The 24,019-nt window shown below is 60.6% G+C and carries 1 protein-coding gene and 1 pseudogene; both read right to left on the reverse strand.

Annotated elements, in window-relative coordinates:
- Positions 1–109: 109 nt before the first annotated feature.
- A complete protein-coding gene (locus ACSR9A_RS12835) occupies positions 110–8,410 on the reverse strand; it encodes an SDR family NAD(P)-dependent oxidoreductase (protein ID WP_473757585.1) in 8,301 nt (2,766 codons plus the stop codon).
- Positions 8,411–8,506: 96 nt separating this feature from the next.
- Positions 8,507–24,019 (reverse strand): annotated as a pseudogene (locus ACSR9A_RS12840) (SDR family NAD(P)-dependent oxidoreductase); the annotation flags it as partial.

The following is a 24,019-nucleotide window of genomic DNA, read 5'->3' on the forward strand; positions in this document are numbered from 1 at the left end:
ACGCGCCGCAACATCGATTGGAAAGCAAATAAGGAGTTTGTATCAATCATGCCATCATTTACCATCTTCTACCTAATACTAATCTCGCAACATTCATTTAGTCAAGAGATCAATTCGGGATCAGGGCGCTGCTGATTTTCAGAAGGGCTTCTTCGAGGGTGATCTCTTCGTCCACCATCTCGTCCAAAATCTGCTCATAGAACCCTTCGTCAAAATTCGGCCCCTCCACCGCCCAGCATCTCTCACGGGCAAACGGATAGGTCGGTAGCGAGAGACGGCGCGGTCTCTCCGTGCCATACAAAGAACCGTACTCCACATGCAGACCCTTGACCCAGAGGTCGGCCAGCTTGGCAAGCTGGCCGCTCTCCCACCATTTCGTCACGAGCTCCTGCATATCTTGATCCGCCGCGAACGACAGCGAGCTGTCCGTCGCGCCTTTGACCTGACCGCGGAAGACCGCGCCAAGCGCCGGATGGCCTTGCAGAAAAGCGGACAGCTTCTGCTGCAGGTCCTGTGCGGAGGTTGCCACCACGGCGAGCCGCTCTTCCATCACTTCGCGCCCCACCTGCAAGGTATAGGCCGCATCGGCGAGCGTGTCATCCGTCACGACCTGTCTGTCGATCGCCGCCTGCAGGCGCAGCACCTGCTCGTGCAGGCTCTGCTCGTCTTTGGCGGATAGCACGAGCAGAGCCGGACGGTTCTGCTCGATACGGGCAGCCGCTCGCGGTGCTACCTCCGGCACATGCTCCTCGATCACAAGATGCGCATTGGAACCTCCCGCTCCGAACGAGGAGATGCCAGCGATGCGCGGAACCTCGCGAAGCTCGCCGTCCACCTCCAGCAGCGGCCGCTTCCACTCCTCCAGTTCCCGCTGCACGACGAACGGCGTCCGATTAAAGTCGATGTTCGGGTTCAGCACGTCTGCGTGCAGAGACGGCGCTAGCTGGCGATGCTTCATCTGCAGCAGCACTTTGGTCAAGCCCGCGATGCCAGCCGCACTCTCGCAGTGGCCGATGTTCGATTTGACTGATCCGATCGCACAGAATTGCGTGTCTGTCGTGTCTTCTTGGAAGACTCTCATCAATCCGGCGATCTCGATCGGGTCGCCGAGCGCCGTTCCCGTGCCGTGCGCTTCCAAGTAAGAGAGGGAGCGCGGGTGAATGCCTGCCTTTTTGAACGCGCGTCCGATCACGCGAGCTTGCAGATTCGGATTCGGGACGGAGTAGCCATTGGTCTTGCCGCCGTGATTGACCGCCGTCCCCTTAATCACGCCGTAGATCTGGTCGCCGTCCTCTAGCGCCCTGGCGAGCGGTTTGAGCAGCACAGCGCCGACACCTTCACCCGGCACGTACCCGTCGCCTCCTTCACCAAAGCTCTCACAGCGCCCTTTGCTCGACGCGAACTTGCCTTGGCCGAGCATCAGGTACTTGTTCGGATGCAAGGACAGGTTGACCCCGCCTGCCACGGCCAGCTCGCAGTCGCCTTGCTCCAGACTCTGGCAGGCCAGATGAATCGCCGTGAGCGACGAGGAGCACATCGTATCGACCGCAAGGCTCGGGCCGTGCAAGTTGAAGAAATAGGACACGCGGTTGGCAATCGACGACGGGTTGCCCGACAAAGCCATCGGACGGCCCCGCAGCGTCTCCTCCGCTCCGTAGAGCTGATACTCCGAGTACATCACCCCGACGTAGACCCCGACATTGCGCTCATCGCCCGATTCCCCGCCTGACACGAGCGTGTCGCGAGTGTAGCCCGCATCTTCCATCGCCTCATACACGGACAGCAGGAACAGGCGCTCTTGCGGGTCCATGATCTCAGCTTCCCGAGGTGCAATGTTGAAGAACAGCGGGTCGAACTTGTCGACATCGCGCACGAACCCGCCCCACTTGCTGTACGTCTTGCCACGCTGGCTGGGATCCGTGTCATAATACGGGCTGTGATCCCAGCGCTCCTTTGGAATCTCGGTGATTGAGTCCCGACCCTCGCGCAAGTTGCTCCAGAATGCCTCCAGATCATCCGCCTGCGGGTAGCGCCCAGACAGGCCGATGATCGCGATGTCGAGCGCGCCGCTCTGTTTGGTCGGCTCCTTGACCGCAGCGCGAACCGGCGCGACGACCTTCCGCACAGGCTTTGCCACCGAAACCGATGCAGACTCTGCCCATCGCTCCTCGACCCCGAGCAGGTCGATCAGATGGGCACGGTGATTTTTCAAAAAGTACCCGGTCAGATCGCGAATGTTCTGGTACTCGAAGAACAGCGTCTTCGGCAACCCACCGAACGTTTTTTCCAATTGACGGGTCAGCTGCATCACCATGATCGAGTCGATGCCGTACACTTCCAGCGGCCTAGACGCTTCGATGCTCTCAGCCGGAACTCCCAGGACGGAGGACAGCTGCTTTTTGAAAAAATCGGCCGCTGCGCTCGCCAGAACCGCCTCTTCCTTGGCATTCGGGATCGGAGCTGCGAGAACCTGCTTGTCGGTCTCACCTGTCAGCAGATCGATCACCTGCTGAATCGTCGGCAGTTCGGAGAAGGTGCTCGGCTTCAGATCCAGGCCGAACTCCTCGTTGAGACGATCGGCCAGCTCATTCATCAGAAACGCATCGATCCCGTAGTCCAACCACTCGGCCTCGGCATCCAGTTCATCAGGTCTGACCTGCAGCAAGTCCGAGGCGATCTGCAGCACTCTCGCTTGCACATGGCCAGCCACGCTGTGAACCGGACGGGCAGCAGGGGCAGGGAACAGCGGGTGCAGCTTCTCCGTGATCCGGGCGAGGTCGCCCTGCACCACCATCACCTGATCGCACCCGATGGCCAAGCCCTGATAGAGAGCCCGAATCCCGTTCCGGCTCTCCAGTGAGATCATCCCCGTTTGCTCTCTCATCCATTGCTCCGTCTCTGCATCCACCTGCATTCCGCCGTCTTGCCAGAGCGGCCAGTCGATCGCAAGCGTGCGGCCTTGGCGTTGCCCGCGAGCGACCAGACGATTGCGCTCGGCAGCATAAGCATCCAAGAATCCGTTGGCCGCCGCATAATCGGCCTGCCCCGGATTGCCGAGGCAGCCGGCCACAGCGGAGAACAGCACGAAGAAGTCCAGCGGCAGCCCAATGCTCGAACGGTCGAGGTGGACCAAACCGCTCACTTTGGGAGCCAGCACCTCCTGCATCTCCTGCCCGGTCTTGCGGATGATGAAGTTGTCGCGGATCACGCCAGCTCCGTGCAGGATGCCTTGGAGGGTGCCATAGCGCGCCCGGATCTCCTCAAACAGTCCAGCGACCGCCTCTTCCCGCGTCACATCGACCTGTTGGTACTCGATGTGTGCGCCGAGATCCTTAAGCTCCCGCAGAGCCGCTTGCTGCTTTAGGCCCAAGGGGGAGCGGCCGGTGAGGATCAGTCGCGGAGCCTTGACTTGGCTTGCGATCTCTTGGGCAAAAATCAGGCCGAGTCCTCCCGCACCGCCGGTCAGAAGGTAGACGCCGCCATCGCGCCACGGGATGTGTAACGCCTGCTGCGAGACTTCCGCCACATCCCAAGAAGCGACCCAGCGCTGCCCGTATCGGTAGCGGATGTGGTCATCTTGCAGGGAATGGCGATTTTCCAAAAGCTTGTGTTCCAATCCTGCCGTGTCCTCGACCTCGATCAGCTGCGCGATCAGGTTCGGGTTCTCGCGGCGGGCGCTGCGAAGCAGTCCAGCAAGGCCGCTGAAGACCTGACCTTCTCCGTCGGCAGGCACCACGACTTGCACCAGCGCCTTGCCCTGTGGCTTGCTGCGCAGAAGGGTCTGAATCTCTTCGAACACGCGCACCGCATACGCTTGGTAGCGCTCGGCGATGTCCTGACGATCCGACTGCAGCGCCACGACCTGTCCACCGAGCACGAGAGGTGCCGTCAGCTCGCAGAGCAGCACCAGATGCTGCGACAGGGCAGGAAGGGCCGTCTTCTGCGCGATGCCCTGCTGCTTCCAGCTCGGCTGCAGCAAGTGCGCTCCCTGCGTGCGCCCCCCTGCTCCCTCTTCCAGCACGCGCGAGGTGTAGCCTTTCAAGCGCACGCGCACCTGACCATTTTCGTCACACGCGTCCACGTCGAACTTTTGCACCTTGGCTTCTGCTCTGCTGCCTTCGCTGCGGCGCACCACGGCCCACATCGAGGGCGTGCACGGACCGTAGATCTCGACTTCCTCAAATGCGAAGGGCACAAACGGCTTGAATGACGCAGTGCCGAGCATCAGGCCGATCGCGGCCTGCAGCGCCGCGTCCATGAGGCTCGGGTGCAGAACGTAGCGGCTCTCTGTGTCAGCCACGCAATCGGGCAGCGACAACTTCGCCAGCACCTGCCCCGTTCCGATCGACAGGCTCTCTATCCCTTGGTGTGCCGTCCCGTAGTCCAGCCCGGCTTGGCGGAAGAGCTCGTACAGCTCGGAAGCGCTGATTCGGTTCTGCGAGCAGGCCGTCTGCAGAGTAACGAGATCGACGGCAGGAGCATCTGCCTTACCCAAGCGTCTCGCCCGGCCTTGGCTGTGTACGACAGCCCCCCGCCCGTCTCTGACTTCAAAGGAAATCTCCTCGGCCTCTTCCGCCCGTAACCCGACCTGAACCTCAACCGGCCCGTTCCCTGCGAGGATCGAGCTTGCGAAGCCCACATGCTGCAAGCGCCATGCGCTGCCTTCTTCGCTCGCTCCTGCCGCCAGCTCAAGAGCTGCGCGGACCATTTCGAGATGGGCCACGCCCGGCAAAATCCGCTGTCCGTTGATCACATGATCGGCAAGGAAGAACTCTTTTCCTGTAAAAACAGACGCATAGCGCTGCTCTTCCAGCACCGAAATGTTTTCGTGCAGCAACGGATGCAGCATGCGGGAGTTTGTGCCACCCGCCTTCGCGACAGACTGCGCCGAACCCTCCGGCTTCCAATACCGCTCCTTGGCAAACGGATATGTCGGAAGCGGGATGCGCGCATAGGGCAGCCCTTCAAACAGGCGTCCGTACTCCAGCGCATAGCCTTGTGCATACAGATCGGCCACGGCCGCGAGCTGTTCGAGCAGGTCTGCCCCTTGGGCAGCATGGCGACAGTTTTCGATGCACTGGTTGCCGTAGCGTTTGAGCGACGGCTGTTCCCGAAGTTCGTTCTCAAGCAATTCGCCGTGATGCACACCAGCGACTTTTCCCGTCTCCAGCCATTTTTGCAGCGACTTGACCAGTTCCGGCACATCGCACACCACGCAGGCCAAGCGGTGAGACAGATGCTTGCGTCCGACGAGCAAGGTGTAGCTGATGTTGCCGCAATCCGCATTCGGTTCCTGCTCGCAGAAGGCGATCAGATTCTGCACCTGCTTGCGCAGCTGTTCGGCGGTGCGAGCGGACAGCACGATCAGATGCCCCGCTCTGTCAATCGGCTTCCGAACGGTCTGCGGCGCTTCCTCGATCACCATATGCGCGTTGGTGCCGCTGAACCCGAAGGCGCTGATCGCAGCGCGGCGCTTGCTCCCCGGCTCGATGCACCAGTCCCGTAGCTTGGTGTTCACATAGAACGGGCTGCCTTGATGCTCGATGTCTGCATTCCACGCACCAAAATGAAGCGAAGGCGGCAGTTGTTTGTGTTCCAGCGCAAGCAGGATTTTGAGCACCCCGGCGACCCCGGCCGCCGCAGCTGCGTGTCCGATGTTCGTTTTGATCGAACCGATCGCGCAGTATTCCTTACGATCCGTGTAGGCGCGGAAGGCGCGGGTCAAAGCGTCGAACTCGATGGGATCGCCGAGCTTCGTTCCGGTGCCATGCGCTTCGACCAGTTGAATCTGCTCCGGGTTGATCCCGTGCGTCTCATAGACTTCGCGCTCTAGGCGCTCTTGCGAATTGGCGCTGGGAGCGGTGATTCCGTTCGTCGTGCCGTCCTGGTTGAGCGCTGAGCCTCGAATCACGCCATAGATATGATCTCGGTCGGCGAGCGCGTCTTTCAGTCGTTTGAGGACGACGACCCCCACGCCTTCTCCAGGCACGAATCCGTTCGCCTGGTCATCGAACGTGTGACAGCGCCCCGTCGCCGAGAGCATGCTCGCACGCTCTGCCGTCAAGTAGAAACGAGGCGTGCTCTGGATGAAAACGCCGCCGGCCAGCGCCATGTCCGTCTCCCCTGACCGCAACCCTTGGCAAGCCAAGTGGATGGAGACGAGCGAACTCGAACAAGCCGTGTCGACCGCGACCGCTGGTCCTTGAAGGTCTAGGAAATACGAGATGCGCGCCGGAATCACAGAGGCAGCGTTGCCCCACATCGCTTGTGCTGGTGCCTGTTCAACCATCGACTGCTGGTAATCGCCTCCGTTGAACCCGACATACACCCCGCAGGAGGCTCCTTTGACCGCGTCGCCGGCATAACCGGCCACTTCGAGCGCTTTCCAAGACTCTTCGAGGAAAATGCGCTGCTGTGGGTCCATGTACGTCGCTTCAACGCCCGAGATGTGGAAGAACAGCGGATCGAAGCGGTCGATGTCATCGAGGAAGCCGCCTTCGTTGCAAAAACGTACTCCCTCCGCATGATAAGAGCGAAGATCCCATCGCGTCACCGGGACAACGAGATCGTCTCCGTTCGCCAGATGCTCCCATAGCTCGCCCAAGTCCCCCGACTTCGAAAAACGCCCGCTCATGCCGACGATCGCAATCGCATCAAGATCTCCGCCTTGTTCGGAGATCTTTTTCCCCGCATCGTCTCGACCGTCAACTCGACCGCCTTCTCGAGCACTTTCTCGAGCGCCTTGCTGAACGTCAGCTTGAGCTCTTGCCGTTTGCACCAATGTTGCTGCCGATGCAATTGTATTTGCAATTGCAGGGTCATTTGCGATTGCAGTCGCTGAGGTCGTCGCCGATGTTTGAGGCTTGGCGGGAGCGAACGCTGTGACAAGCGCTTCTTTGTATTGCCGGAGCATGTAGGAAGCGAGTTGGTTGACCGAGCTGTAATCGAACAGGTTCGTCGTCTTCAACCCGACTGGCAGCTTGTCGTTCAGCGCCTGCACCAGATGAATACCCGTGATCGAATCCAGACCGTAATCGGCAAACGACTTGTCGGAATCAATCCGATCCCGATCCACTTTCAACGAAGAGAAGAGCTGGTCCTTGATCGCCTTCTTCACCCGCTCCTCGATCAGCGCTTCCGTCACCTCGGATGCCGAAGCCTCGCCCGCTTCTCTCGACACAACGTGGGTCTCCGTTTTCGGCGACTTCGCTGCGGTGGAGGCCACCGTCGGCCCTTGCCCCTGTTTCTGTCGCACCACCCCGTCGCTTTCCGCCACGATGATCTGCTGGCCAAGATCGTGCGCCTTTTGCGCCGGATGATCGACCGCGCGGAATCCTTCCGCTTTCAGCACCGAGGACCAGGCCTCCGGAGACAAGCCCGGGCAACCCGGTATGCGCAGCTCCGCATCCTCATATCGCCACCAACCATCGAGCAGGCCAAAGGTCAGGTGCGTGAACACCGAATTGCGGCTCATCTCGTTGAGCAGCAACAGGCCGTTTTTTGCTAAAACAGCCTTGGCATTGCGCAAGGTCTGGCGAATGTTCTTTGTGGCGTGTAGGCAGTTGGTCGCCAACACGAGGTCATACGCCCCCGCTTCCAGTCCCTGCCCGGCGATCGGCTCCTCCACATTGAACACTCGATAGGTCAGATACGGAGCCTTCGGAGCATACTCCCGTTCGGCATGGAGCAAAAACGCCTTGGAGATGTCCGTGTAGCAATATTCTTCGACGTGCTGCTGATAAGGTTGCAGCTTGTCAAACACCATCGCGCTCGTCCCGCCGGTTCCGGCTCCGATCTCCAAGATGCGAATGCGCGCCGCCGGCTCGTTTTTCAAACGCTCCTGCAGGTAGAGGACCACCATGTCGGCCAGCACTTCGTTGTAGCCGTCGGAGATCGCGTTGATTTTATACACGCCTTCCACCAGCTTCATCGAGGCATCAGGGAACAGGATGTCCGTCGCCGCCCGCTTGCCCGTCAGAATGTCCGGCAGTGCGCGCATCGTCGTCTCTACCAGCACGACCTGCGCCTTGAGCTCCGCTTTTTCCAGCCAGCGAGACTTTCTCGCCTCCCACTCCTGCCAGAGCGTTTCCGACGATTCGTCGAAGCTGAGATGCGCATAACGGGTCAAGAGGGCGAGGCTTTCTTCGTACCACTTGTTATATAAGTCGGTCAAGAACCCGCGAGCCGGGTTCTTGACCGGATGCAGTCCCAGTTCGCGCAGGTGCGCCCCGAGCAGACGACAGAGGAGTTCATCCAGTTCCTCGCGATCACGGCTGCCTTCCGCCCAGACGCGAAGGAGGGTGGCGTCATCAGACACGAACTCCTTTCGGATCTGTTTTACAATGGAGGGATGCTTATGCGGATAAACGGTGATGATGTCTCCTGCTCTTGTCCCTAGATACCGAATCATGTTCTTGCCCCCTCAAGTCAGGTGATTTGCTTTCCTATCTTTTGCATAATAAAAAGCGCCCCCTTCCCGGACAGGAAGAGGAGCGCTTTTCATCTAGTTCAGAATCTTCATCAGTGCCATCTGATCCATCGGACCTGCCAGCAGCTTCTCCAGCGCCTGCATGCCCTCAGACGGCTCGATAGAGCCGATCCCCGCCTGGGTCATACGTTCCTGATAAGCCGGAGATGCGACGACCCCGACCGAGCCCCAGTAGCCCCAGTTCATCACTTTCACAGCACAAGACCATTCCTGTGCGAGCCGGTGCGCAAACGCGTCGGTAAAGGTGCAGCCGGCCACATAATTGCTCTGGCCTGCCGCTTTGAGAAACGCGTTCACCGAGGAGAAGATCATCACGAAGTCGAGCGATTCTTCGCCAAACACCTGCGCCATGCGGACGCTGACATCTACCTTGGCTGCGAGCGAGGCGCGGAACTGCCCCTCCTCCATGTTGGCAAGGCTGCTGTCCGCCAGCACGATCGCGGAGTGTACGATCCCGTCGACCTGTCCGTAGCGAGCCTTGATCTCCTCATAGGCGCGCTCCAGCGACTGTCGATCCGTCGCATCCGCCGCGATGTAGTACGGTGCAGGCCCCAGCTTGGACAGGGTGATCCGCTTGGCTTCAATCGCGGCATCCTGCGAACGGCGGCCGATCCAGACGATCTGCGCCGCGTAAGTACGGATCATGTACTCGCTCCAGACTTCGCCGATGCCGCCAGCCCCGCCGATCACCACGTATACGCCGCCCGGCTTGTAGATCGTCTGATCCGGCTGTGGGCAACTCAGCTCCGCCAGTTGCTGGCGATGCCATTGCCGTCCTCTATAGACCCATGAATCCCCTTGCGGGTCTGCCGGGATCGTGAACAGGTCGGGCAGCGGCCATGCCTCCTCTGCGTCCAGATCGACTAGGCGAATGTTCCAGTTCGGATACTCCTTGGCCATCGAACCGATCAGGCCATACAAGCCGGCGTGAACCGGGTTGACCATCTCTTCGCGGTGCAGAGCCTGTGTCTGCGTCGTCAGCACCGTCCAGCCAAGGCTTCGAGCTCCGTACCCGAGATCGAGCACCGCTTTGATCAGACGGAAGGCGAGCAGAACCCCTTCGTGCTGCCCGGCGATCACCGCCTCCAGCTCCAGCCCGTCAGAAGAACGGTCGGGCGCGATCCAGAAAATGTGATCGAGCGCACCGCGCGCCTGCAGCTTGCTGACGATGGCCTCCAAGCTCTCTCCCGGCTTGATGTCAAGTTCGCGCGCGTTCGGCAGATACTGCCGGATCGCTTGCTGCTGCTCCGGCGTGCCGCCTACGATGGCGATCTGATCGAGCGGGGATGGGTGCAAGGGGCCTCGCTCCAAGGGAACCGCATCCCAGACAGGAACCAGACTCACAACCTCGCCTTGCTCATCGTGCAAAAGGTTCGCTACTGCGCTTGAAGTCTGCGGTGCAAAGGAAGCCACTCCCGGATTCTCCATCAGTGGCTCCACCCAGCAGCGCTGCTTGGCGAACGGGTATGTCGGCAGGGAGATGCGTCGCGGTCTGTTTTCTTCGTAGAGCCGGCTCCAGTCAAACGCCAATCCTTTGACCCACAGGTCGAGCAGCTTCGCATATTTGCGCTTGCTCACCCACGCCTCGATCGCCGCCTGTAAGTCTTCATCGGCCGCAAACAAGGACAGGGTCTCTTTGTTGCCTTTGAGCTGACCACGGTACAAGCCGTCGATACCATCCTCCCCATTCAGGAAGCCCGCCAGCATTTCCACCAACTCGCCGACGCTCGAAGCCGTCAGGGCCAACCGCTCCTCCATCGCTTCTCGTCCGACCTGCAAGGTGTAGGCAAGATCGACGAGGTCGGCTTCGGTGAACGCTTCCTCTTGCAAAACGGTCAGGAGATGCCTTGCCTGCTCGATCAGGCGCAGCTCTTCTTTGGCCGACAGCACAACGACCGCAGGGTTCTCTGCGGTGACCTTCCGCTGCACGCGAACCTCCGCTTCGTGAACGTATTCCTCCAGCAAGAGGCAGGCATTGGAACCACCCGCGCCAAAGCTGCTTACAGTTGCTCTCCTCGGCACTTCCCGCCCGTCAATCACCGGCCGCTTCCATTCCGCCAGCTCCTGCTGGACGACGAACGGCGTGCGGTCAAAGTCGATGTGCGGGTTGAGCACAGCTGAATGCAGAGAAGGCACGAGCTGACGATGTTTCATTTGCAGCAGCACCTTCGTCAGACCGGCGATGCCCGCGGCGCTCTCCGAGTGCCCGATGTTCGATTTGACCGATCCGATCGCGCACCTCTGCCCGCCGACACGCGATTCTTGGAAGACCTTGGTGAGACCGGCGATCTCAATCGGGTCGCCCAGCGACGTTCCGGTGCCGTGTGCTTCCACATAGGAGAGCGTGCCCGGATCGATGCCGGCCTCTTTAAAGGCGCGGCCGACCACGCTCGCCTGCGCGTTCGGGTTCGGGACGGTATAGCCGTTGGTCTTGCCGCCGTGGTTGATGGCAGTCGCTTTCAGCACGCCGTATATCTGGTCTCCATCTTCCAGCGCTTTGGCCAGCGGCTTGAGCAGCACAGCGCCCACGCCTTCGCCCGGCACATATCCGTCGCCGCCTTCGCCAAAGCTCTCGCAGCGCCCTTTGCTCGACGCGAAGTTGTTCTGCCCGAGCAGCAGGTACTTGTTCGGGTGCACCGACACGTTGACGCCGCCGGCAAACGCCACCTCGCACCCGCCATGCAGCAAGCTCTGACAAGCCAGATGAATCGCGGTCAAGGACGAAGAGCACATCGTGTCGACCGCCAGGCTCGGCCCGTGCAGGTTCAGGAAATAGGACACGCGATTGGCAATCGAAGACGGGTTGCCAGCCAGCGCCATCGGCTTGCCGAGCAGCGTCTGCTGCGCCCCGTACAGCTGATACTCTTCATACATCACGCCGACGAACACCCCGACATTGCCGTCGAGCCCATAAGCGCGGTGCTTGGCGAGCGTATCGCGGGTGTACCCCGCATCGTCCATCGCTTCATAGACGGTCTGCAGGAACAGCCTCTCTTGCGGGTCCATGAACTCCGCATCGCGAGGGGAGATGTTGAAGAACAGTGGATCGAACTTGTCCACATCTTGGAGGAAGCCACCCCACTTGCTGTTCGTTTTGCCCGGATTGCGCTTGTCGGCGTCGTAATACGGGCTGTGATCCCAGCGGTCAGCTGGAATCTCCGTGATCGAGTCCCGGCCGTCGCGCAGGTTTTTCCAAAACTCGCGCAGGTTCTGAGCCTCCGGGTAGCGGCCGGATACGCCGATGATCGCGATATCCAGCGGTTTTGCATCAGAAGTTGCTCCAACGGTCGGCACGTTTGCACCCACCTTCCAAGGAGCTTGTACGAAACGGCCTCTCCCTCGCTTGCTGAGCACGGGCGCTTCCCGTTCTCCGATCGGCTCGGCTGCGGCGACCGGCTCAGCGGCTGCCGCAGCTGGCTGATCTGTCGGCACCTCGACCCCGAGCAGCTTCTTCATCGGCTCCGGATAGGAGTCGATGAAGTACCCGGTCAGATCTTCGATGTTCTGATATTCGAAGAACAAGGTCTTCGGCAGCGAACCGAACGTTTTTTCCAGCTGGTTGGTCATCTGCATGACCATGATCGAATCGATGCCATAGTCCTCAAGCGGCGCATCCGCTTCGATGCGGGCCGTCGGCATCTTCAGGACGGTCGATAGTAATTTTTTAAAAAAGAGAATCGACTTGTCCCGCAGGATCTCTTCCGACACCGAAGACATGCTCAGCACAGAAGCCGATGCAGCCGGAACTGCCGTCTCTTGCGGCTGCTCCAAAAGGGAAGCCCGCAGCTGTCTCATGTCGCCGTGAAACACGACAACCTGATCCTGTTCCACCGCGAGGCTCTGATACAGCGCCTTTACGCCGCTCAAGGTCGGCATCGCGGTCATGCCTAGCTGCTCTTGCAAGGTTCGCTCCGTCTCGGCATCCAAGTGCATGCCGCCGTCCTGCCAGAGCGGCCAGTTAATCGACAGCGTGCGACCTTGGCGCTGCTTGGCTGCCACCTGCCCGTTGCGATACTGGACATATGCATCCAAGAAGGCATTGGCCATACTGTAGTCCGCTTGGCCTGGATTGCCGAGCACACCGGCGATCGACGAGAAGGTGACGAAGAAGTCGAGAGGCATATCGCCGCTCGCCTGATCCAGATTCACCAGACCCGCCACTTTGGGAGCCAGCACCTCGGCCAGTTCCGCTTCCGTTTTCTTCAGCATGAAGTTGTCGCGAATCACGCCGGCGCTGTGGACGAGTCCATCCAGCTTGCCGGAGTCGGCGCGGATGGCGTCAAATAGGCGCGCGACCTGTGCTCTATCGGTCACATCCACACGCTTGTACTCGATGCGAGCACCTGTCGCTTGCAGCTCCTGCATCGCAGTCTGCTGTACCGCTCCAAGAGCAGAGCGGCCGGTGAGATACAAGGTCGTGTTGCTGACTTGCTGCACGATCTCCCGAGCCACGATCAGGCCGAGACCGCCTGCGCCGCCCGTGATCAGGTACGTCCCGCCATCTTTCCACGGGATGTGCACCTCCTGCCGGGAGACCTCCGCTTCGCTCCAGCCTGCCACCCTGCGCTTGCCGTCTTGGTAGCGAACGTGACGGTCTTCCAAGCGGGCGAGATTCTCTTGCAGGCGAGCGGCCACTTCCGTCGCATCGGACGTGCGCTCCAGTTCGATCAGTTGCCCAATCAGGTTCGGATTCTCTTGCGACGCCGTTCGCAGCAGAGCGGAGAGTCCTGCGCTCAAGCGATGCTCCGGCTCGGTGCCGACTGCGATCTGCACGAGCACTTGGCCTTTAGGCTTCTGCTGGAGCAGAGCTTTGATCTCTCGGAACGCTTGGGTCGCGTGCGCTTCATAACGCTCTGCCGGATCGGATGTCTCCGAGCGCAAAGTTATGCAGCGAGCGTCGTGCACGTTTGCCTCCATGTCGCAGAGGAGCACCAAGTGCTGGCTGTAGCTCGGCTGTTTTGCCGGCTCGCCGACCGATTGCTCCGTCCAGTTCGGGAGCAGCATCAGCGTTCCTTCCCGGCCGCGCCCATCGTCCAGTTGTCGTGCGGAATAGCCCTTGATGCGAACGCGGACATCGCCTTCTGCGGAGCAGAGGTCAAGGTCGAACTTCTGCACCTTGTCCACCGGACGGCTGCCAGCGCTGCGGCGCACGAGCACCCACATCTCGTCCGTGCACGAACCGAGGATGTCCACTTCCTCCAACGCGAACGGCAGAGCCGGACGCTTGATGTCGGCACCGTCGGACAGCAGGGCCAGCGTGACCTGCAAGGCCGAATCCATTAGGCTCGGATGCAGCACAAACGAGCTTTCCTGCTCAACGGAAGCCGGCAGCACAAGGCGGGCGAGCGCTCGATCCGTACCCAGATGCACGCGCTCGACGCCGCGATGTGCCGGCCCGTGGTCGATGCCAAGCGACTCAAACATCGAGTAGAACGCGGAGGCATCAAGCGTCTTCAGGGAGCACTGAGACTGCAAAGTCTTGAGGTCAAGGCTTGGCATGGCTTCAAACGACTTCCAGACCGCACGCCCTTGCGAGTGAATGACCAGTTCCTGACCTGCCTCCTCCTCGCGATAGACCTCAAACCCGATCTCGTCATCCGCTTCCGGGAACAGGCTCAGATGCACATCCAGCGGCTGCTCCCCGAGGAGGAGCGGGCTTGCCCAGATGACATGCTTCAGGCGCAGGCCTTCTCTTCCATCTTTCAGAGAAGCGGCCGCCAGTTCGACAGCTTCGCGCGCCATCTCCAGATACGCCACGCCCGGCAGCATGCGCTGGCCTTGCACGACATGGTCGGCCAAGAAGAACTCCTCCCCTGTGAAGGTCGAGGTAAATCGCTGCTCGGTCAGGTCGGACGTGTTGCGGTGAAGCAGCGGGTGAAGCGCCGTGTTCATCGCGTGCGACGAACGACGTCCGCTGCCCGCCGTCCCCTCCTCCTTGGACATCCAGTAGCGCTCTTTGGCGAACGGATAGGTGGGCAGACTGATGCGCTGCGGTAGGGTTTGATACAGCTCGTTCCAGTCAATGCTGCCACCAAGGACCCAGAATTCGGCGAGCTTGTCGTGCTGACGATTCTGCATCCAATCGTTTGCCTCGGATGCGATGTGGCCAAGGCTCGGCTTGTCCTTGCCGCGTCTGACCTGACCACGGTACAGCCCGGCGATGTTTTCCTGCCCTTGCACGTACGCTTCCAAACGGTCTGTCAGCTCTTGCAAGGAAAGGACCACGAGGGCCATCCGCTCTTCCATCTTTTCGCGTCCCACCTGCAACGTATAGGCCGCGTCCACTAGATCGGCATCCGTGATGCGTCCTTCCGCCACGAAGGCGAGAAGTTGGCGGCTCTTTTCCTGCAGGCGCTCCTCATTCTTCGCCGACAGCACGACGATCACCGGCTGCTCCGGCGCCGTGCCATTGGTCTGGCGTGCTCCGCTCGGGATATATTCCTCGATCACCAGATGCGCGTTCGAACCGCCGGCGCCAAACGACGAGATCCCTGCGATGCGCGGATATTCTCGACGAACCCCATCCAGTTCCAGAACCGGACGCGGCCACTCTCCCAGTTCCTGCTGCACGACAAACGGCGTCTTGCCGAAGTTGATGTTCGGGTTAAGCGTCTTGGCGTGCAGGGTCGGCGCGATCTGTCCATGCATCATCTGCAGCAACACTTTGGTCACGCCCGCGATGCCTGAAGCGCTCTCGCAATGGCCGATGTTCGACTTGGCCGAGCCGATCGCGCAGAACTGCTTGTCCTCCGTGCCTTTTTCAAATGCTTTGGTCAGGCCAGTGATCTCGATCGGGTCGCCCAGCGATGTGCCGGTTCCATGCGCTTCGAGATAGGAAACCGTCCGCGGGCGAACGCCCGCCCGCTGCAGAGCGTCTGCGATGACGCGAGACTGCGCGTTCGGGTTAGGCACCGTGTAGCCGTTGGTTTTGCCGCCCGCGTTTACCATGCTGCCCTTGATGACGCCATAGATATGGTCGCCGTCGGCGATCGCCTTGTGCAGCGGCTTTAGGAGAATTGCGCCGACGCCCTCTCCGTCCACAAAGCCGTCGGCCCCATCGCCGAACGCCTTGCACGCATCGGTCGCCGAGAGCATGGTCATCGCCGAGAGCCGCAGATAGTGCGCCGGATCAGAGATCAGGTTGACACCGCCTGCGATCGCACAATCGCTCGTGCCGCTGTACAAGCTCTCCAAGGCGAGATGAATCGCCGTCAAAGAGGACGAGCAAGCCGTGTCCACATTGATGCTCGGTCCTTGGAAGTTAAATAGATACGAGACGCGGTTCGCCAGCGACCAGAAGTTCGCACCCGTCGGGTAAAAAGCGTTCATGATCCCGGCGAACACCCCGACCTTGCCACTCTCCGCGAGAGTGCCTGGCGTGTACCCCGCATCTTCGATGCTCGCGTATACCGTCTCCAGGAGCAATCGCTCCTGCGGGTCCATCTTCTCCGCTTCGGCAGGGGAGATCTGGAAGAACAAAGGATCGAACTTGTCGATGCCCTTCAGGAACGCTCCCCATCGGGTGTACATCGTCCCCGCTTTTCCTTTTTCCGGGTCAAAATAGTCCTGCCAGTTCCAACGTTCTTGTGGAATCTCGCCCACGCTGCTGCGGCCCTGCTTCAGATTGTTCCAGAAGCTGTTCACATCGTCAGCGCCCGGGTAGCGCCCGGCCAGCCCGACGATCGCGATGTCCTGCAGGCGCATCGGCGGCTCTTCAGCTCTCACTTCACGGGGGACAGGTGCCTCTTCTTGCCGCTGCAGGTAGCGCTTGGAGGACGTGCGGAAGGTCAGGTTCGTGCGTGTTTGCACGGCCTGTGCAGGCACGGAAGCCTCCGTGCGCGGCGTCTGCTGCACCTCCGTCTGCCCGGCCAGCCCGAGCATTGCGACAAGCTCCTCGCGCTGCGTGTCGACCAGATGATCGGCCAGCGAGTCTAGGGTCTGGTATTCAAAGAACAGCGTGCTGTTGATATCCTCCCCGATCCCTTCGCGCAACGCATTGGTCAGCTGAACGACGAGGATCGAATCGATGCCATACTCCTCCAGCGATTCGGACGGGTCGATCTGGTCACTCGGAATTTTAAGCGTGTCACCGACAACATTTTGAAGGTAGGCGATGACGTTTTCACGCAGGCGTTCTTTCGTAATAGGAGCCTGCGCGACAGGCGCGACGGATGCCGGCTGCACAACCGCAATCGGTTCTGCTCTCACCGGTTCCGGCTCGAAGCCGATCGCCTTTTGCAAAGCGTCCTTGTGCGCCTTGACAAAATAGTCGGCCAGCTCGCCGAGCGTCTGATATTCAAAGAACAAGGTGCTGCTGATCTCCCCAAACACCTCGCGCAGAGCATTGGTCAGCTGCACGACGAGGATCGAGTCGATGCCGTACTCCTCCAACGCTTCCGTCTCGTCGATCTTGTGTACCGGAATCTTCAGCGTGTCGCTGACGAGCTCTTTCAGATACGTCACGCTCTTCTCGCGCAGAGATTCAGGAGAAAGCGCGGCGACCGTCGCCTGCACATAGGCCGGCTTGATCGATACCGCTTGCGGTTTTGCTGCTTGTGGCTTGGTCGCCTGTTTGGCCACCGGCTTGCTTTTCTTCGCCGCCTGCTTCTGGCGAACGACGCCGTCGCTCATGGCGACAACAACCTGCTGGCCGAACTCATGCGCCTGCTCTGCCGGATGGAACACGCCGGAGAAGCCTTCGCTCGCCAGCACCTTGCCCCAGACCTCCGGGAACAGGCCCGGGTTGCCCGGAATGCGCAACTCTGCATCTTCGTATAGCCACCAGCCTTCGAGCAGGCCGAACGTCAGATGCGTGAACAGCGCATTTTGCGAGATCTCGTTCAGCAAAAGGAGGCCGTTCCGTCGAAGCACGGCTTTGGCGTTGCGAATCGTCTGCCGGATGTTCTTGGTCGCATGCAGAACGTTGGTCGCGATGACAAGGTCGTAGGCCCCCGCTTCAATGTCCTGTCCGGCGAGCGGTGCTTCGACGTTGAAAATCTTCGGTGCGAGATACGGATTGTCAGCCCTGTACTCACGCTCTGCATGCAGCAGAAACGCACGCGAGATGTCGGTGTAGCAGTACTCCACAATGCGATCCTGATACGGCCGCAGCTTGCGGAAAACCATCGCGCTCGTGCCTCCTGTGCCGGCGCCGACCTCCAGAATGCGCAGGGAGACGGCCGGATCGTCCGCCATCCGTTCCTGCAGATAGGTCACCACCGTGTCGGCGAGCACCTCGTTGAAGTAGTCGGAGATCTGGTTGTTCTTGTAGATCCCCTCCACCAACGCCATCGAGGAGTTCGGGAACATGATCTCCGTCGCCGGCACGCGGCCGGTAAGGATATCCGGCAAGGCGTGCAAGGTGGCCTCAACGAGCTGCACCTGGGCTTTCAGGTTCGGGTTGGTGAGCCAGTGCGGCTTGTTCGCTTCCCATTCCTGCCAGAGCACCTGTGCCGGCGTATCGAACTTGAGCGCAGGATCGCGCTCCAGAACGGCGACGCTCTCCGCCAGCCATTTGCGGTAAAATCCGCGCACCGCATTTCCGTCCTGCAATTGCAGCGCTTGCAGCTGCGCGCCGAGCAGACGAACCAGCAACTCCTCCATGTCCGTCTTGTCCAAACTCTCGTCCGCCTTCATGCGCGCCACGCGACCGTTCTGATCCGGCAGGCGCTTTTGCAGCGACTCTGCAAGCGCAGGCAGAACGTCCGTCCCGATCTGCATCGTTTCGGTCGCGTTCACCCCTTCAATCTGCACGGCCTTGGTGGTTTTCATCAGCCCTAATTGGGCGATCGGACGCGTCAGCAGCGTCTCCAGAGCTTCCATCGCTTCCTTCGGCTCGACAAATCCGATGCCGACCTGCGATAACAGCTCCCCTTCTTTAGAATGCACGATCTCTCCGGCGTTCCAGTAGCCCCAGTTCATTACCTTCACGCGGCAAGACATCTCGTGCGCCATCTGATGGGCAAAAGCATCCATGAACGTGCAACCAGCCGCATAGTGGCTCTGGTTCGCATTTTTGATGAACGAGATGATCGAAGAGAAGAACAGGACAAAATCAAGCGGCTCGTCGCGGAACACCTGGGCCACGCGCAAAGAGACGTCCGCCTTCGCCGAGAATCCGGTGCGGAATTGCGCCTCATCCATGCGATCCAGTCCTGTGTCCTGCAACACCATCGCCGAGTGGATGATCCCGTCAATTCGGCCATATCGTTGCTTGATCTCGTCACGCGCCTGCTGGAGCGACGCGGTATCGGTCGCATCGGCGGTCACATAGTGAGGAGCCTTGCCATGCCGTCCGAGGACTTCGAGCTTGGCTCGAATGGAGGCATCCGGTTGACGGCGACCGATCCAGACGACCTGCGCCTCGTAGCGACGGATCATGTACTCGGTCCATGCTTCTCCGATCCGTCCGGCCCCACCGATGACCACATACACGCCGCCCTGTCGGTACAGCGTGCCGTCAGCCCGCGCCGCTTGGAGCAAGACTAGCTGTTGGCGGTGCCAGGCGCCGCCTCGATAGACCCAAGAACGACCACGGCGATCCGTCGGGAGCTGCAGCAAGTCAACCAGCGGCCAGGCGCCCGCTTCGAGATCGACCAGGCGGATTTTCCAGCGCGGGTACTCCTTCGCCAGAGAGCCGACTAATCCGTGCAAGCTGGCGTGGGTCGGGTTGACCTTCTCCTGCGCGTGCAACGGTTGAGCCTGCGTCGTGAGTACCGTCCAGCCCAGCGGGCGGGATTCGTATTCCGCTTGCAAAAGAGCTTTGACCGTGCGGAAGAGCAGCAGCACGCCTTCTTCCTGCTCGCGGACCAGCGCCTCGTTCGTCACCGAGGAGAGAGCGCGCTCCGGAGCGATCCAGAAAATGTGGTCGAAGCTGCCCAGGCTCTGAAGCTTGTCCCCGATCTCTGCGATGGAATCGCTCGCCTGTAGGTCGAGCGATTCCACGTTTGAAAGGTGTAAGCACACGGAACGCTGCTGCTCCGAAGTGCCTCCGACCACCAGCACGCGATCGGCAGAAGCCGGGAAAGACGGCACGCGTTCCGGTGTGACGACATCCCATACCGGTGCCAAGGTCAAGTTGCCGACCAGCGGGTCGTTTTTGCCCTCCTGCCCGGACGGCGTTTTCGCATCCAGCTCACGGTACGTGAAGCCTTTGATTCGAACCGAAACGCGGCCTGCCTCGTCGCACAGATCGATGTCGAGCTTTTCCACCGCGCCGCTTGCTTGGCTGCCTTCGCTGTGGCGGAGCACCGCCCACATCTCAGAGGTGCAGGCTTGGTAGACCTCCAGCTTTTGCAGCACGAACGGCAAAATCGGGTTCGGCGAGAGGTCTCCGCGCGCGCCGAGCAGGAAGCCGACCGACGCCTGCAGCGCAGAATCCATCAGGCTCGGATGCAGTACATACCGGCTGGCGGACGCTGACAGCGCGGACGGCAGAGACAGTCGAGCCAGCACGAGACCTGCGCCGACGTAGAGCTCTTGAATGCCGCGATGACCTTCCCCGTACTCGATGCCCATCGACGAGAAGGCTTCATAGCAGGCTGCCGAAGTCAGCACCTGCGAGGACGCTTGCTTCTGGAACGAGGCAAGATCGACCGTCGGAGGAGCCGTGACAGAAGCGAGCAGCGCGCGGCCTTCGCCATGCACCACCGGCTCGGAGTCCTGCCCCACGGTGTATATCTCATACGCGACCTCGCCGTTCTCTTCCGGGAACAGTCCGATGTGCACCTGCACAGGCTGCTCTCCTACCGTGATCGGGCGAACCCATGCGACATTCTGCAGTTGCACCTCGCTCGGCCCTTCAACCAGCCCGCCGGCTGCATGCTCGACTGCGGCCCGCGCCATCTCCAGATAAGCCACGCCCGGCAGGACGCGATTGCCTTGCACCCGATGATCGCTCAGGAAGAACTCCTCGCCGGTAAAGGTCGATGAGAAACGCTGTTCGGCAAAATCGGAAGTGTTCTGATGCAGCAGCGGATGAAGCACGCTCTGCACGCCCGCCGTTTCAGCCGCGACCTGTTCCGTCGCTCTGTTTGCAGCCTTGAGAACCCAATAGCGCTCCTTGGCAAACGGGTAGGTCGGCAGGCTGATGCGCTGCGGACGCCCTTGACGGTAGAGGCGATTCCAGTCTATCTCCACGCCTTTGACCCAGAGGTCTGCCAGCTTGTCATACTTGCCTTTGGCGAACCATCGGTTCAGGAGTTCCCGCGAGTCCTCGTCTGCGCTGAAGAGCGCAACCATCTCTTTGTTCTGCTTGACGGAGCCGCGATGCACGCCCGCCTGCCCGTCCGGATCTGCCAGATACGCTTCGAGCTTTTGCTTCAGCTCCGAGAGGTCGCGGACGACAAAGGCCACGCGCTCCTCCATCGCCTCCCGACCGACTTGCAGCGTGTACGCGAGGTCGATCAGGTTAAGGCGTTGAAGAGCCTCCGCAGCCGGGGGGTCAGACTCTAGATGCAGGCCAGCCGCCACCGTTTCCCGCACCGCTCCTTCAAGCCCTGCCACGTGGGCCACCGCCGCCGCGATCGACTCTTGCTCCAGCAGTTCTTTAGGATCGACCTCCAGTTGGAAATCCGCTTGCAGACGCTCGCTCAGCTGGGCGAGGTGAATCGGTTCGATGCCATATTCGCTCCACTCGACATCCGCTTCCACTGCGTCTGCCTTCACATGGATCAGCTCCGCGAGCATCTCCCGCATCACCGCTTCCAAACGCAGTTCAACCCCTTGCGCTTGCACAGGCTCAACAGCCTGCACAGCCACCCGCACCGGATTCTGACGTTGCGCCACCTCGTTCTTGTTCAGAGCCGCCAGCAAGCGGTCCGCATAGGCGACCAGGCGCTCTTTGTTCTTCGCGGACAGAGGAACCAGCGCGGCACCCTGCCCTTCCGTGCTCGTTACCGCTTGCGGCGGGATGTATTCCTCCAAGATCACGTGCGCGTTCGATCCGTACGCCCCGAACGAGCTCAGCCCGGCACGGCGCGGGTATTCGACCCGCTCACCGTTTTCGATATGCGTCGGACGCTGCCACTCTTCGGTCTTGTGCTGGACGTAAAAAGGCGAATTTTCTAGATCGATATAATGGTTGAGCTCCGCCGAATGCAGCGACGGCACGAGCTTTTTGTGATGAAGCTGCAGGGCGACTTTGTGCAGACCGCTGATGCCGGCCGCCGATTCGCTGTGGCCGATGTTGGACTTGACCGACCCGATCGAGCAGTATTGCTTGTCCGGCGTGAAGTTTCGGAACGCCTTGACCAGCCCTTGGATCTCGATCGGGTCGCCGAGCGACGTCCCGGTGCCGTGCGCTTCCATATACGAGATCGTGCGCGGATCGACACCCGTTTTTTCCAAACATGTCTGAATCATGTCCGCTTGGGCCACCGGGCTCGGGACGGTGATCCCGCTCACCGCGCCCACGTGGTTGGTCGTGCTTCCTTTGACCACCGCATAGATGTGGTCGTTGTCCGCAATCGCCTTGCTCAGCGGCTTGAGAAGCACCGCGCCGATGCCTTCGCCCGACACATACCCGTCGCCGCCCTTGCCGAACGTATGGCAGTACCCGTCGCTGGAATGCATGTCCATCATGCCATACGTCATGTACTTGTTCGGATGCAGCGACAGGTTCACCCCGCCGGCCAGCGCCACTTCACACTCGCCGCGCTTGATGCTCTCCAGCGCCAGATGCACGGCGATCAGCGAAGACGAGCAGACAGTGTCGATCGCCATGCTCGGTCCGTGAAAATTGCAAAAATACGACACGCGGTTCGCGATTGATGCATAGCTGAGCGACAAAGGCTGCGGCTGTCCGTCGCGCACCGCTTCGGCTTGAATCAGCGTGTAGTCCTTGTGCATCACCCCGACGAACACGCCTACGTTGCGGCGCTTGTTCGGCCCTTTTGGCGTCACCACCGTCTTCGGGGTGTAGCCGGCGTCTTCCACCGCTTCCCAGCAGGTCTCCAGGAACAAGCGCTCCTGCGGGTCGATCGTCTCCGCCTCCCGTGGCGAGATGCGGAAGAATTGCGGGTCGAAGCGGTCCGGATCATGGATAAAACCGCCCCACCGCGACATCGGCTTGCCGGATGGAGACTTGACGCCCTCCAGCCGCTCCCGCTCCCAGCGCGACTCCGGAACCTCCGTGATACAGTCTTTGCCAGCCAGAAGATTCTCCCAGAACTCGTGAAGGTCGCGCGATTGCGGATACTTGCCGGACATCCCGATGATCGCGATGTCCTCTCCCGCATCCGGCACGCCATAGCTGCCGGTCTCCGGGAGTTCGCGCTCAGCTTCGTACAGCTCGTCCGTCGGCTCACTCCACTCTGCCTCTGCCTGATTCGCTCCGCTTGCACCGCCGCCGAAGCGATCCGCATGATGCTCAGCGAGGTACTCGGCCAGTTCCGTGATCGTCGTGTACTCGAACAACAGCGTCGGCATGAGCTGCGTTTCGAGCTTGCTGCCGATCGCCGTCACGACTTCCAGCAGCATCGACGAGTCGAGGCCGATCTCGTAGTACCCGACATCTGTCGCCACTTGATCTTCCGGTTTGCCCAGATTTTCGGCGATCAACCGGCGCAGGAATGAGGACGCCTCCTCGACCGCCGAACCGCCTCCAGACGCATACGCAGAAGGTGCGACCGGTGCGGAAGGTCGGGGCTGTGGTTTTGGCTTCGGCTTTTCTTGCACGGTGGCCTCCGCCTTGCGGGCCGGATTGATCAGCCCTGCCCCGCGCACCAGCTTGCCCTTGTAATTGAGCAGCTCCGCGATCTTCTTTCCGTTCGTGTCAAAAAACTCCATCGTCAAAAAATTGAGCTCTTTCTTCCGCTCAACCGGCTTGGCGATACGCGTCCAGCACTCCGTTCCGAGCAGAGCGGCGGCGCGGAATTTTTCATAAAACAGCGGCAGGAACAGCCGCTGCTCCTCCTCGTTCGTGTTGTCGAACAAGACACCGGTGCCAACGCCGCTGCCATCGATCAGCGTCGGGTGGAACATGAAGCCCTCCGCACTGCGGCGCGCCTCGTCCCCCAGCGCGATCTCGATGTAAGACGCCCCGTTCTCGCCCTCATAGACCACGCCGTCCGCCAGCATGAACCCGGTATGCACGAGCTCTTGGTGGCGGCACTGCGCGTAAAACGAATCAAGCGATACCGAGCGCGCGGCCGTCTGCTTAATCTGGCTGATATCAAGAACCTCGTCGAACGTCAGCGGATCGCACAGATGCATCTCCGCCGTGATGTGCAACTTGCGCTCCGGGGACAAGACCCCCTTGCGCTGCTCCTGCCCTTCCACGCGAATCTGCCAGCGGCCGGCTTCCGTCTCGTCACACTGAACGCGGAGCAGGACGTTCAGATCCTGCCCCACGACCAGCGGGTTATAAATGGAAAGATTAAGAAGCTCCAGCCGTGCGAAATCATAGCCCCGCTCTCGATACAGCTGATAGAGCAGATCGATGTACGCAAATCCCGGAAACAGCTCTTGACCGTAGGCCTTGTGATGCTTGACGACCGGATGATCCTTGCCGATTATAATTTGATCTTCCAT

Source organism: Paenibacillus sp. R-74696, from assembly GCF_055814915.1.

Bases quoted from the DNA above. Each gene is read 5' to 3' on its own strand.
- ACSR9A_RS12835 (WP_473757585.1), bottom strand. From the start codon at position 8,410: ATGATTCGGTATCTAGGGACAAGAGCAGGAGACATCATCACCGTTTAT.